7 protein-coding genes and 1 pseudogene are annotated in these 13895 nt (G+C 73.5%); 6 read left to right on the top strand and 2 right to left on the bottom strand.

All coding sequences use genetic code 11. The annotated features are described in order from the left end of the window. Positions 1-288 precede the first annotated feature (288 nt). Positions 289-3285, top strand: coding sequence for a vitamin B12-dependent ribonucleotide reductase (locus FMEAI12_RS22065; protein ID WP_112107687.1), 2997 nt, complete (start codon positions 289-291; stop codon positions 3283-3285). 99 nt (positions 3286-3384) lie between these two features. Here the strand turns inward: FMEAI12_RS22065 and FMEAI12_RS22060 are convergent, their stop codons facing one another. Next, complete coding sequence (locus tag FMEAI12_RS22060; protein WP_112107686.1) at positions 3385-4821, bottom strand: amylo-alpha-1,6-glucosidase; 1437 nt, start codon at positions 4819-4821, stop codon at positions 3385-3387. 250 nt (positions 4822-5071) lie between these two features. Between FMEAI12_RS22060 and FMEAI12_RS36295 the strand changes: the two genes are divergently transcribed. Both FMEAI12_RS36295 and FMEAI12_RS22050 read left to right on the top strand, forming a co-directional pair. Then, positions 5072-5257, top strand: a complete 186-nt coding sequence (locus tag FMEAI12_RS36295) for a hypothetical protein (RefSeq protein WP_146776750.1) — start codon at positions 5072-5074, stop codon at positions 5255-5257. 1026 nt (positions 5258-6283) lie between these two features. Next, a complete protein-coding gene (locus FMEAI12_RS22050) occupies positions 6284-7558 on the top strand; it encodes a sigma-70 family RNA polymerase sigma factor (RefSeq protein WP_083390840.1) in 1275 nt (424 codons plus the stop codon). Positions 7559-7755: 197 nt separating this feature from the next. Here the strand turns inward: FMEAI12_RS22050 and FMEAI12_RS22045 are convergent, their stop codons facing one another. Further along, positions 7756-9354, bottom strand: a complete 1599-nt coding sequence (locus FMEAI12_RS22045) for an acetoacetate--CoA ligase (RefSeq protein WP_071061375.1) — start codon at positions 9352-9354, stop codon at positions 7756-7758. A 272-nt stretch (positions 9355-9626) separates the two neighbouring features. On the opposite strand from FMEAI12_RS22045, the gene FMEAI12_RS22040 reads away from it, so the two are divergent. The 3 genes and pseudogenes from FMEAI12_RS22040 to FMEAI12_RS38480 form a co-directional block, all read left to right on the top strand. After that, positions 9627-10901, top strand: a complete 1275-nt coding sequence (locus tag FMEAI12_RS22040) for an acetoin utilization protein AcuC (protein WP_235014298.1) — start codon at positions 9627-9629, stop codon at positions 10899-10901. Further along, positions 10898-13642 carry a bifunctional GNAT family N-acetyltransferase/acetate--CoA ligase family protein gene (locus FMEAI12_RS22035; RefSeq protein WP_112107682.1) on the top strand — a complete coding sequence of 915 codons (2745 nt, stop codon included), beginning with the start codon at positions 10898-10900 and terminating at the stop codon, positions 13640-13642. Before FMEAI12_RS22040 ends, FMEAI12_RS22035 begins: the two co-directional genes overlap by 4 nt. Continuing rightward, positions 13639-13895, top strand: a pseudogene (locus tag FMEAI12_RS38480) (hypothetical protein); the annotation flags it as partial. The gene FMEAI12_RS22035 and the pseudogene FMEAI12_RS38480, both read left to right, overlap by 4 nt.

Below are 13895 nucleotides of genomic sequence, written 5' to 3'. Positions count from 1 at the left end.
CCCCGATCCCGTCCGGCGCGGCCACGGGCATCGAGCGCCACCAGCCGGACCGGCCACCTCGGATACGCCGCCGTGCCCGCCAGATCCGGCACGGCCTCAGGCCCCACATACCGTCCCAGACCCCACGCACGCCCCGGCCGATCAGCGGAACAGCTGATCCGGCCATCCCGCCCTGCACTGCCGGCGCCGGGCCGGACCTGCCCGGACCATGCCTGACCAGGCCTGATCCGGGCACGTAAGTCCGGTGGCCGCTGTTTGAACCCATCGAACGCGAACACGAGGAGCGCTATGACCGAGACCCGCGGCAAGGGGAACAGATCGGCCGCGAAGGTGGCCGGGCTGAAGATCCGGCGGGTTCGCACCACGCCTGGAGTCCACCCCTACGACGAGGTGGAGTGGGAGTCCCGCGACGTCGTCATGACGAACTGGCGGGACGGATCGGTCAACTTCGAGCAACGTGGGGTGGAGTTCCCGACCGCCTGGTCGGTCAACGCCTCCAACATCGTCGCCAGCAAGTACTTCCGCGGCGCGCTCGGCTCGCCCGATCGGGAGTCGTCGCTGCGCCAGCTCATCGACCGGGTCGTGCTCCGCTACGGCGCGGCCGGCCGCGAGCACGGCTACTTCGCGTCGGAGAGCGACGCCGAGATCTTCGAGCACGAGCTGACCTGGATGCTGCTGCACCAGGTCTTCAGCTTCAACTCCCCGGTCTGGTTCAACGTCGGGACGGCCGCGCCGCAGCAGGTGTCGGCGTGCTTCATCCTCGCAGTGGACGACACCATGGAGTCGATCCTCAACTGGTACCGGGAGGAGGGCCTGATCTTCAAGGGCGGCTCCGGTGCCGGTCTCAACCTCTCCCGAATCCGCTCCTCGAAGGAGCTCCTCTCCTCCGGCGGCACCGCGTCCGGCCCGGTCAGTTTCATGCGCGGCGCCGACGCCTCGGCGGGCACCATCAAGTCGGGCGGGGCGACGCGGCGCGCGGCGAAGATGGTCGTCCTCGACGTCGACCATCCCGACGTCGTCGAGTTCGTCGAAACCAAGGCGCGTGAGGAGGACAAGATCCGCGCGCTGCGCGACGCCGGGTTCGACATGGACCTCGGCGGGCGCGACATCGCCTCGGTGCAGTACCAGAACGCCAACAACTCGGTGCGGGTCAACGACGAGTTCATGCGCGCCGTGGTCGACGGGACGTCCTTCGACCTGCGGGCGCGTCTCGACAACCGGGTGATCGAGTCGGTGGACGCCCGCGGGCTGTTCCGCACGATCTCCCAGGCCGCCTGGGAGTGCGCCGACCCGGGCATCCAGTACGACGGCACGATCAACGACTGGCACACCTGCCCGGAGTCCGGCCGGATCTCCGCGTCGAACCCGTGCTCGGAGTACGTCCACCTGGACAACTCGAGCTGCAACCTGGCCTCGCTGAACCTGATGAAGTTCCTGCGGCCGGACCGCACCTTCGACACCGAGACGTTCGTCGCGTCCGTCGAGCTGATCATCACGGCGATGGACATCTCGATCTGCTTCGCGGACTTCCCGACCCCGGAGATCACCAAGGTGACCCGGGCGTACCGGCAGCTCGGTATCGGGTACGCCAACCTGGGCGCGCTGCTCATGGCCAGCGCCCGCGCGTACGACTCCGACGGGGGCCGGGCGCTCGCCGCCGCGATCACCTCGCTGATGACCGCCACCGCCTACCGCCGCTCGGCGGAGCTCGCCGGCACCGTCGGGGCCTACGACGGCTTCGCCCGCAACGCCGACGCCCACCGGCGGGTCGTGCGCAAGCACTCGGCGGCGAACGACGCCGTGCGCACCGTGCACGCGGAGGAGGCCCGCCTGATCACCGCGGCCTCGAAGGAGTGGGAGCGCGCGCTGTCGGTGGGGGAGAAGCACGGCTGGCGCAACGCCCAGGTCAGCCTGCTGGCCCCGACCGGGACGATCGGCCTGGCGATGGACTGCGACACCACCGGGATCGAGCCGGACCTGGCCCTGGTGAAGATGAAGAAGCTGGTCGGCGGGGCCAGCATGAAGATCGTGAACCAGACGGTGCCCGCGGCGCTGCGCGCGCTGGGATACGCCGAGGAGACGATCGAGGCGATCGTCGAGTACATCGCCGAGCACGGCCACGTCGTCGACGCCCCCGGCCTGCGCACCGAGCACTACGAGGTGTTCGACTGCGCCATCGGGGACCGCGCGATCAGCCCGATGGGCCACGTCCGGATGATGGCCGCCGTCCAGCCGTTCCTCTCCGGCGCCATCTCCAAGACGGTGAACATGCCGGCGACGGCCACCGTCGCCGAGGTCGAGGAGATCTACCTCGAGGGATGGCGGCTCGGCCTCAAGGCCCTCGCGATCTACCGGGACAACTGCAAGGTCGGCCAGCCACTGACGGATGTGAAGGGCGCGAAGCGGGACGCCGACGCGGCGGCCGGGGTGGCCTCCGACGTGGCCGCCCGGGCCGCCGCCGGAGCGGCCGCGGCGCAGCCCGCGGTCGGCCCCGGCGCTCCCGGCCCGCACTGGCCGGCCGGGCCCGGTGAGCACCGGCCCGTCCGCCGCAGGCTGCCGAAGACACGCCCGTCGCAGACCGTCTCGTTCAGCGTCGGTGGCGCCGAGGGGTACATGACCGCCGGCTCCTACCCGGACGACGGCCTCGGCGAGGTCTTCATCAAGATGTCCAAGCAGGGCTCCACCCTCGCCGGTGTGATGGACGCGTTCTCGATCGCGGTGTCCATCGCGCTGCAGTACGGCGTGCCGCTGGAGGCCTACGTCAGCAAGTTCATCAACATGCGGTTCGAGCCGGCCGGTATGACCGACGACCCGGACGTGCGGATCGCCCAGTCGATCATGGACTACCTGTTCCGCCGGCTGGCCCTGGACTACCTGACCGAGGAGCAGCGCGCGGAGCTGGGCATCCTGTCCGCCTCGGAGCGGACGCGGCGGCTGTCCGACCAGGCCGGCGGCGGCCCGGCCGTGGCGGCGGAGCCGGAGATCGACATCGAGTCGCTGCGGGCGTCCGCCCCGGTCGAGGGCGGCTCGGCCCCGGCAGCCAGCGCCGGTGTGGCGCCGGCCGGGTCAGCGCCGGCGGCGGCCGGACCGGCGGCGGCCGGACCGGGCGTGGGCGGCGGGCCGGAGCTGGTCGTGCAGGAGCTGCGGCTGGCCATGCCGGGCGGTTCGCTGACCGCCCAGACGGTGGTCGACGCGCCGCTCTGCTTCACCTGCGGTGTGCACATGCGCCCGGCCGGCAGCTGCTACGTCTGCGAGCAGTGCGGCTCCACCAGCGGTTGCAGCTGACCTCTCCCGTAGCCAGAAGTGAGGTGTCCCAGCGGCACATCGAGTCGCTGGGACACCTCACCTCGCCGGCGGCCGTCAGCGGCCTCCGGGTTCCGTCCGTCAGGCGGGGGTGCGGGTGGTGGGGATGGCCGCCTGGGCCCGGGAGGTCGGGCGGGCGCCGTTGTCGAGCATGTCCACCAGCAGGGCGGCCGTCCAGGAGAAGCGGTTGCTGCCGGCGCCGGAACCGTCGAGCGGTGAGTAGTACTCGTACATCGATCCCGACGACACGATCACGTCGAGGGTGTTGCGGCGGATCGCGGCGGCGGCCTCGGTCCGGCCGTAGCGGTCCAGGCCGTCCGCGATCAGCCAGTTCATGTTGACCCACACCGGGCCCTGCCAGTAGCAGCGAGGCAGGAAGGCGGGGTCGTCGGTCGGCACGCTGGCGATGCCGTACTGGGCCCAGTACCGCGGTGACATGAGCGTGTCCACCATGTCGTCCACCTGGGACTCCGGCACCACGCCCGCGTACAGCGGCAGGAAGCCGGCGATGGTGTGGTGGCGCAGCAGCTCGCCGGTGCGGAAGTTCCGGCTGTAGTAGACACCGTCCGAGCACAGCTCGTTAAGGGCCGAGCGGGTCCGGCGCATCGAACGGGACAGCCAGCGCGGGATGCGCACCCCGGCCTCGGCCGCGATCGTCTCGAGATGCTCGTTGGCCCGGGCCAGGATCGCGTTGAAGGCCACGTCCTGCACGAGCGGGACGAAGGTGGAGCGGATCGTCCGGAAGTCGTACCGGCTGCGGCGCAGCTCGCGGACGATCCGGTAGAGCGTGAACAGGTCCGCCGAGGTCAGCCGCTCGTCCGGTGGCACCTCCTTGGAGTCGCGGCGCAGGGCGTCGAGCGCGTCGTCGCCGTTGATCCGGCGCAGCGCGCGCACCGCCCGGGGAGCGACCGGCTTGGTCATCTCCATCCAGGTGGGGGTGTTGTCCATCCCGGATTCCCAGGAGTGGACCAGCGTCACCAGGCCGGTGTCGTCGGGGTCGCGCTCGCGGTAGAGCCACTCGTGGAAGCGCACCAGGCCCGGTGCGAGCCGCCGGTAGAAGTCGGCCCGGTCCTCCCTGCTCATCGCCTGGCCCACCCGCACGGCCGCCTCGGCGATCATCGGCGGCTGGGTGACGCCGGTCGACTGGACCCCGCCGGCGGTCGTGCAGACCCGGTCGCAGCGCCAGCGCTGCGGACCCGCGTGGTAGTAGTCGGTCGTCTCGGCGAAGATCACGTGCGGGATCATGCCGCCGGGCCACTGGCCGCGCAGCAGCGAGAGCAGCTCGGCGGCGGCACGCGCCGGGTCGAGGTGGCGCAGGCCGATGGCGATGAAGCAGCTGTCCCACAGCCACTGGTGCGGGTAGAGCGTCGGCGACGGCCGGGTGATGTCACCAAGGTCGTTGGCGCGCAGCACCGCCACGGCCGTCTCGCGCACCGCGGCGATGTCCGCCGACAGGGGGATTTCCGCGGCCGGCGGCGAGATCGCCCCGCCCGACGCGGCGCCCGCGCGGGCGTCCACCGCTGTGTCGGGTGCGACGACTGTGCCGGATGCGACGACTGTGTCGGGTGCGACCCGTGCGACCGGTGCGACGGCCGCGCCGGGTCCGCCGTGCCCGCCGTGCCCGTTGGTGTGGGTACCGGGACCGCCGGCGCCGGCAGTGATGGGGCTCACATCGGTGGTGCCGGCCGGGTCGGCGCTCCCGGTGCGTGCGGCGGGGGCGACCGGCGAGGCGACCGCCGCGTGGTCCGAGGGTGGCCGGTTGGTGCCCGTGCCCACCACTGACGGTGGTACGCCCGGATGGTCCGCTTGTGTCCTCCGCGGCGCCGCGGTGGTCGTGCTGTCGGGCACGGTCGCGGGCGCGGCGCCGGTCGCGGTGCTGGGCGTGGCGGCGGGTGGGTTGGAGCTGGATGTGGCTGGCGCGGGCATCGGGGAGACCGACATCGTGAGAGAGTAGCGGTCACGCGGCGTACTCGCCTGGTGGGGGTGCCCGGTGTGGCCCGGCTAACGGGATGCCGTTGCCGTGGGGTTACCGAGCTGGTGCTCCGCGCGGTTTCCGGGCCGGCGGCGCAGGAAAAAGTCCGGTTCGGAGGGCATGTCCGGGCCGCCGGCGGCTGTCGGGCCCGGCCCGCCACGCACGTCCCGAACTTCTTCGCGTCGTTCCGGGGCGATCCGCGGTTCGCTACGTAGGGTAATTATTGGTCGGCTGGCGAAAAGATCTTCGCTGCCGGTCGGCCGCGTGGCGGGCGGCTCCGGGAGGGCTTGCCGGCCACGGGAGGAAATCCCGTTCGGTGGCGAGCGGGGTGTGCGTCGGGGCTGGCGTGACCGGTGTTACGGGCGCGGTGCTCGGCGTGGGCCGCGCGGTGTGCGCAGATGGTGCGAGGGGTGGTGCGGTCGGTGTGCGTCGCGCGTTCGCCGCGGGGTGTGCCGCCGCCGCGCCGGTCCGTGGGCGAGTCGGGCTCGCCCGTCAACGGGCCATCGCTTCTCGTGGCCCGCGCCACATCGGCGAACCGGACCACATGGGGGTGCGTGAAGGGGCGCCCACCGGGTAGTGCCGTGGTCTGCCGGTAATCCGATTCGTCCCCGCGCCGTCCGGCCGGGTCGAGGAAGGAGTCCGTCGCGTGACCGTGCGAGGCGCCGTACCCTCGCGCGAACACGGTGAAGGTGACGCCGATCTCTGGATTGCGCTCCCTAAGGTGTCACGGCAACCACTCTCCGTTGTGAAAGGTCACCGATAGTCGAGGGTGAACGTCGCGCGTCGTCGAGATAGTTGCTCGTTCCCGCCACAGCACACGATCTGCCAGGTAGTCTTCGCGACAGCGGGTTCAGCGGCCCGATGGCAGGGGTCTACACTTCCCAGTAGGCCCGGCGATCGCTGACGTCCGGCTGTGCCTTCACGGGGAATGGTTGCGTCTGTTCAGTCGTTACCTCTCGTGCAAGCAACTAGACGACCCACCCGCACCGACCATCGGATCTGCCACTGATGACGCTGCCTGCCCTGGAACTAGCCGAGCGCACCGACGAGTCACGCCCGCGCCCGCGGCGTACCCGTCGCTCCGCTTCTCCTGTCCGTAACACTCCAAGCCGCACGCTGGCCGCGGTCCCCGACGAGCTCGACGAGCTCGATGTCTCCGCCGTCGCGGAACTCATCGCGCGTGGCCGCGAGACCGGCGAGCTCAGCCGTTCCGAGCTCCGTGAGGCTCTCGAGGCCGCCGACATCGGCGTCGAGCTGCTGCCCGCGCTGATCTCCCGCCTGGGTGCCGCCGGGATCGACCTCGTCGAAGAAGAGGAAGAGGAGCGCGTCACCCCCGGCGCTCCGGCCGCCGGCCGCACGGTCGCCGACCACGCCGGCACCGCCGACCTCGTCCGCATGTACCTGCGGGAGATCGGCAAGGTCCCGCTGCTCAACGCCGCTCAGGAGGTCGAGCTCTCCAAGCGCGTCGAGGCGGGCCTGTTCGCCGAGCACAAGCTCGACACCGACCAGGACCTGGCCGACGACCTGCGCCGGGATCTCGGCGTGCTGGTCACCGACGGCCAGGCTGCCAAGCAGCAGCTGGTCTCGGCCAACCTGCGCCTGGTGGTGTCGGTCGCCAAGAAGTACAGCGGCCGGGGTATGACGCTGCTGGACCTCGTCCAGGAGGGGAACCTGGGTCTGATCCGCGCGGTCGAGAAGTTCGACTACGCGAAGGGCTACAAGTTCTCCACCTACGCCACCTGGTGGATCCGGCAGGCGATCGGCCGCGCGCTGGCCGACCAGGCCCGCACGATCCGTATCCCGGTGCACGTGGTCGAGCAGATCAACAAGATCACCCGGCTGCAGCGCCAGCTTGTCTCGACCCTCGGCCGCGAGCCGACGGACGAGGAGCTCGCGCTCGAGCTGGACATGCCGATCGAGCAGGTCGTCGAACTGCGCCGCTACGCGCAGGACACGGTCAGCCTGGAGACGTCCGTCGGTGACGACGGCGACTCCGTGCTCGGCGACTTCATCGAGGACTCGGACGCGACGTCGCCCGCCGACGCCGCCTCCTACGGCGCCATGCAGGACGAGATCGACAACGTCCTCGGTGCGCTGAACCCTCGTGAGCGCGAGGTCATGCGGCTGCGTTTCGGGCTCGCCGACGGGAAGCAGCACACCCTCGCCGAGGTCGGCAACCGGCTCGGGCTCACCCGTGAGCGCATCCGCCAGATCGAACGGGACACGCTGCGGGAGCTGCGCAAGCCGGCCGTGGCCGGAAGGCTGCGCGAGTTCCTCGACTGAGGAGCCGGCGTCTGGGACGAGGTCGTCGTGTGGGCGCCGGCATCGCGGGCCGGCACCCATGACCGCCCGGGGTGTGGGCCATACGGTCCCGCTCCGGCAGGGGTGGTCGGAGGCCGGATCTTCGCCTGAGGGCGAGGATCCGGCTTTTCCCTTTGCCTGCCTGTGCCGTCCGCCTGCGCGTCCCTGCGCTGCCCTGCCTATGCGCCGGCGGTGCGTGCGCCGGTGGGCGCGGCGAGGGCGTCCAGCGGACCGTCGACGGCGATCCCGCCGGCCTGCGTCATCCGCGCGCGCTCGCCCTGCCACCACCAGCCCGGGAACCTCGCCAGGTGCTTCTGGAGCAGCCACGAGCCGGTCGGGTCGCCCCACACGAACAGGGGCGCCGACGGCATCGGCGCGGTGACGACCAGCTCCCCGGCACCGCCACCGGGCACCTCCCGGCCGGACGGGTCCACGACGGCCACCGCGCACCCCAGCGCACGGCCCGCCTCGCCGGCCCGCACCGGGTCGGTCGGCAGCCCTGTGACCAGCGCGGTGCAGACCTCCGTGCCGCCGCTCATGGCGACGAAGGCCACCGACGGGCTCACCGTGTCGTAGACCCAGGCACCGGCCTCGGGGGTGAACGGGGCCCCGAACGCACCGACCGTGCGCAACAGCGAGAGATCCGCGACGCGGCCCGGCACCAGCCCGACCCGCCGGCAGGCCTCGACGAGGGCCACGGAGACGCCCAGGCAGGTGACGTCCACCGCCTCGGCGAGCCGCCACAGGATGGACACGTCCGGGTGGCTCGGGCTGCCGTCGTAGAGCACGATCGTCGCGCCGGTGAGCAACCCGGAGACCTGGTAGTTCCACATCATGCCGCTGGTCGTGCCGTACCAGCAGAAGCGGTCGTCCGGGCCGAGATCGAGGTGCAGCACCAGCGACTTCAGGTGTTCCAGCAGGATCCCGCCGTGCCCGTGGACGACCGGCCTGGGCGGGCCGGCGATCTCGTCGGCGAACAGGATCCACAGCGGCGCGTCGAACGGCAGCCGGGTGAAGGCCGGCTCCGCCTCGGCGGCGAGCAGGTCGTCCCAGGTGAGCAGGCCCGGCAGGTCTGCGCTCGCCGCCCGCGGGTAGGCGTCGGCGGACAGGTAGGGCACCAGCACCGTGGCCGCCAGGTTGGGCAGGCGCCGGGCCAGGTCGGCCAGCGGCGGGATCGCGTCGTAGCCCTGGCCGCCGCGGGTGTACCCGTCGACGCCGATGAGCACCCGCGGGGTGATCTGGATGAACCGCTCGGCGAGCGCGGCCGGTTCGAGATCCGGTGAGCACGACGCCCACACCGCCCCGACGCTCGCCGTCGCCAGCATCGCCACCACCGCGTGCACCGTGTTCGGCAGCACCGCTCCGACCCGGTCGCCGGGCCTGACCCCGAGCCGGCGCAGCCCGGCGGCGGCCCGTGCCACCTGCCGGCGCAGCTCGTCCCAGCTCACCACCGCGGTCGCGCCGTCCTCCCGGACAGCGATGATCGCCGGGGCCGGGCCGTGCCGGGTGAGCGCGTTCTCCGCGTAGTTGACCCGGGCCGTCGGGAACCAGCGGGCGTCGGGCACGGCCGCGCCGGTCAGCGCCGGCCCGTCGCCGCGGTCACCCTCGACGGCGCAGAACTCCCAGATCGAGTCCCAGAACCGGCCGGGTTCGGCCTCGGCCCACAGTCGTAGCCGGGTGGAGTCGGCGATGCGCAGCTGGTGTTCGTCCGCCAGCCACTCCCGGTACCTCGTCACCGAGGCCTCGGCAACCCGTCGCGGCGGGGGCTCCCACAGCACGGTGCCCTCGCCGACCCGACGCGGGGGGCCACCCGGTCCGCTCGGGCCCGCACCGCCGTCCCGCCCATCGCGTGGTTCGTCGTGTTTCGGTCCTTCGTCTGCGGCCACGTGATCTGACCCTAATGTGTCCCGGGTTGGACGTCCGTCCACAGTGTCGCCGGCGCGCCGGCCCGGCGTCGGCCCCCGCTCACGCGGCCGGGACGGTTGTTCCGGCCACAGCGGGTGTCGTCAGGACAGTCGTGCGGGGCGTCGCGCGGAGCTACCGTCGTCGTGTGAGCACGTCCGCGAACACCGAGACCTCGCCGGCCGCGCCGGGAGCGGGTGAGCAGGCCCTCCTCGTCTGGGACAGGGCGATGCTCGACTACGACTTCGGCCCGACCCATCCGCTGCACCCGGTGCGGCTCGCGCTGACGATGGATCTCGCCGGCGCCGTCGGCCTGCTCGACGCCCCGGGGATCACCGTCGCCTCTGCGGGGATGGCCGGCGACGACCTGATCGAGCTCGTCCACGACCCCGCCTATCTCAGTGCGGTGCGCGTGGCGTCGTCGGGGTCGCGGGCCGGGTCGCTGCTGGCGGGCCGCTTCGGGCTGGGCACCGCCGACAACCCGGTCTTCGACCGGATGCACGCCGCCGCCGCGCTGGTGACCGGCGGGACGCTCGCCGCCGCCGAGGCGGTGTGGAAGGGCACCCACCAGCACGCGGTGTCGCTGGCCGGGGGCCTGCACCACGCGATGCGCGGCTCGGCCAGCGGGTTCTGCGTCTACAACGATCCGGCCGTCGCGATCGCCTGGCTGCTGTCCGCCGGCGCGAGCCGGGTCGCCTACGTCGACATCGACGTGCACCACGGCGACGGCGTCCAGGCGGCCTTCTACGACGATCCGCGGGTGCTCACGATCTCGCTGCACCAGAGCGGGCGGTCGCTGTTCCCCGGCACCGGTTTCGCCCGGGAGGTCGGCACGGGTGACGCCGAGGGCACGGCGGTGAACGTTGCGCTGCCGCCCGGGACGGGCGACGCCGGCTGGCTGCGCGCGTTCTCCGGGGTGGTCCCGGTGATGCTGCGCGCGTTCCGCCCGCAGGTCCTGGTCACCCAGCACGGGTGCGACACGCACGCGCTCGACCCGCTGGCCGACCTGCGGCTCTCCCTCGACGGCCAGCGCGCCTCCTACGAGGCGCTGCACCAGCTGGCCCACGAGGTGTGCGGCGGGCGCTGGCTGGCCTGCGGCGGCGGCGGCTACGCCCTGGACGCCGTCGTGCCGCGGGCCTGGACGCAGCTCGTCGCGATCGCCGCGCACACCCCGCTGGACGCGGCCCGGGCGCTGCCCGAGGAGTGGGTCGCCGCGGCCCCGGCCCGGGTCCGCGCGGCGACGGGCCACGACTCGGTCGGCGCCGCCGGGATGCCGTCGACCTTCGGCGACGGCGCCCCGGCCGCCTACCACCCGTGGGACGCCGGCGAGGGCGACCCCGACGACCCGCTGGACCGCTCGGTCGCGCAGACCCGCAGCGCGGTGCTCCCGCCGCACGGGCTCGACCCGCTCGTGGACCGGTGAACGCCGGCCCCGATCCTGGCCTGCCGCGCGACTACCCCGCCCACTGGGAGGCCGACGTCATCCTGTCGGACGGCGGGACGGCGCACATCCGTCCGATCCGGCCGTCGGACGGGGCGCTGCTGCGGCCGTTCTGGTCCCGGCTGTCCCAGCGGACGATCTACTTCCGGTACTTCAACGTCCGGCGCGGGCTCAGCGACGAGGACATCGCCCGGACGACCAACGTCGATCAGTGGGTCCGCGGCGCCCTGGTGGCGCTGATCAGTGGCGAGATCGTCGCCCTCGCGCACTGGGAGGGCCGCCCCCGCTCTGCCGCCGACGCGGCCGGTCCACCGAACGCCCCCGGCACCCCCGGCACCCCTGACGCTGCCGGAAGCCGCGGGGGCGCCGATGGCCGTCCGGCGCCCGACGCGGAGGTCGCCTTCCTCGTCGAGGACGCCCAGCAGGGCCGCGGGCTCGGCTCGGTGCTGCTGGAGCACCTGGCCGCGGCCGCGGCCGAGCGCGGGGTGCGCCGCTTCGACGCCGACGTCCTCAGCGAGAACCAGCAGATGATCCGGGTGTTCCTCGACGCCGGCTACACCGTGGCGCGCACCTGGGAGTCCGGCGGGGTCCGGCTGTCGTTCGACATCGCGCCGACGGCCCGCTCGGTGGACGTCATGCGCGCCCGGGAGCACCGGGCCGAGGCCGCGTCGATGAACCGACTGCTGCACCCCAGGGCCATCGCGGTCGTCGGCGCCGGCCGGGACCGCTCCTCGCTGGGCAACATCGTCCTGCGCAACCTGCTCGCCGGCGGCTTCGACGGCCCGGTGTACCCGGTCAACCCGGCCGCCGCGGCGGGGGAGGGCGCCGTCGCCTCGGTCCGGGCGTACGCCTCGGTGGAGGACACGCCGCGGCCCGTCGACCTCGCGGTGCTCTGCGTGTCCGCGGAGGTGATCCCGGCGGTCGTCGCCGCCTGCGGCCGGCACGGCGTGCGCGGTCTGGTCGTGGTGACCGACCAGCGGGACGACGCCGCCGACGCGCGGCTCGCCTCCGACGCCCGCGCGAACGGTATGCGGGTGGTCGGCCCGGCCAGCCTCGGCATCCAGAACCCGGCGGTGGGGCTGAACGCCTCGCTGGTCGAGCGGATGCCGCCGGCCGGCCGCATCGGCTGCTACTCGCAGTCCGGGCCGCTCGGCGGGGCGCTGCTGGAGGCCGCCGCGGGCCGTCGGCTGGGGTTCTCGGTCTTCGTCTCCGCGGGCGACCGCGCGGACGTCAGCGGCAATGATCTCCTGCAGTACTGGGAGGCGGACCCGTCCACGGGTGTGGCGCTGATGCACCTGGAGACCTTCGGGAACCCGCGCAAGTTCGCCCGGCTGGCGCGCCGGCTCGGCCGCGACACCCCGATCGTGGTCGTGCTCTCCGAGCGCACCCCGCTGGACGAGGCCCTGCTGCGCCAGGCCGGGGTGATCGGCGTCGACCGGGTCTCGCAGGGCCTGGACGTGGCGCTGCTGCTCGCCAACCAGCCGCTGCCGGGGGGCAACCGGGTCGCCGTGGTCGGCGACTCGCGGGCCCTGGTGCGGTTCACCGCCCGGGCGGCCGACGCGGCCGGGCTCGCGGTGCGGGAGGTGCTGCTGCCGGTCGGCAGCACCGCCGAGGCGTTCCGCGACGCTCTCGTCTCGGCCTCGGCCGAGGTGGACGCCCTGCTCGTGATCGCGGTGCGGCTGCCGTCGTCGCTGCCCGGCCTCGCGGCCGCGGGAGTCGGCGTGGCCGCGGGAATCGGCGCCGCCGCCGCCGCGCCGCTGGTGCGGGTGCCCCTGCTGGCGACCGTGCGGGCCACGGAGGCGTCGCCGGAGCTCGGCGCGATACCGGCCTATCCCTCGCCCGAGGGTGCGGTCGCGGCGCTGCGCCGGGCTGTCGGCTACGCCCACTGGCGGGCCCTGCCCTCCGGGGCGGTGCCGGCCACCCAGGTGCGGGCCGAGGAGGCCCGCCGGCTCGTGGCGGGGACGACCGGCCGCCTCACCGATGGCGCGGCCGGCGAGCTCCTGGCCTGCTACGGCATCGAGGTGGTGCCCCGCCGGGTCGTCGGCAGCGCTGATGAGGCGGTCGAGGCCGCCGCCCTGCTCGGCTGGCCCGTGGTGCTCAAGGCGCTGTCCGACGGGTACCGGCACCGGCCGGACCTCGGGGGGCAGCGCCTGGACCTGCCCGACCCGGCGGCCGTGCACGCCGCGTGGCGCTCGCTGGCCGAGCGGCTCGGGCCGGGCGCGCCGATCGTCGCGCAGCGAATGGTCCCCGGCGGGGTCGCGGTGGTCGCCGGAGCCGAGCAGCATCCCCGGTTCGGCCCGCTGGTGTCGTTCGGGCTGGCCGGCCCGGCCACCGAGCTGCTGGGTGACCGGGTGCACCACATCCTCCCGCTGACCGACGCCGACGCCGCGCGCCTTGTCCGCTCGGTGCGCGCGGCGCCGCTGCTGTTCGGCTACCGCGGCGCCGAGCCGGTGGACGTCGCCGCGCTCGAGGATCTGCTCCTGCGGCTGGCCCGCCTCGTGGATGACATCGGCGGGGTGAAGCACCTCACACTCGAGCCCGTGATCGTCTCGGTGGACCGGGTGAGCGTGCTGTCCGCGGACATCGTCCTAGCACCGCCAACCCCTCGCGCGGACGCCGGTCCGCGCCGGTTCTGGCGCCCCGTCGCGGACCTGCCGGCCAGGCCGGAGCCCCGGGCCGGTTCGGCACAACGTGTCCCCACCGTCCACAATCGTCTGCCATGACCACGCCGTACTCCGCGCAGCCCGCCGGCCGGCCGTCCGCCGGCCCTGACGTGCAGGCCCATGACGCCACTGGCGACGGGCAGTCCGGGACGGGTGGTCCGGACCCGACGGGTCCCGGCGGCCGCGACGGTCTCAACGGTTCCGGCGGTCTCAACGGTCTCGGCGGTCTGAGTGGCCCGGGTGGTCTTGGCGGCCCGGGTGGTCTTGGTGGGCCGGGGGACGTCGGCGGGCCGGGTGCGCTTGGTGGCCTGGG

Origin of the sequence: Parafrankia sp. Ea1.12, from assembly GCF_900465275.1 — a bacterium.
Classification (GTDB): domain Bacteria; phylum Actinomycetota; class Actinomycetes; order Frankiales; family Frankiaceae; genus Parafrankia; species Parafrankia soli.
Note: the sequence above shows the minus strand (reverse complement) of the source record. Positions and strands in the feature narration are given on the sequence as shown.

What these genes read in the sequence shown, in the direction of transcription:
- FMEAI12_RS22065 (WP_112107687.1), top strand. Translation starts at nt 289, where the DNA reads ATGACCGAGACCCGCGGCAAGGGGAACAGATCGGCCGCGAAGGTGGCC.
- FMEAI12_RS22050 (WP_083390840.1), top strand. Translation starts at nt 6,284, where the DNA reads ATGACGCTGCCTGCCCTGGAACTAGCCGAGCGCACCGACGAGTCACGC.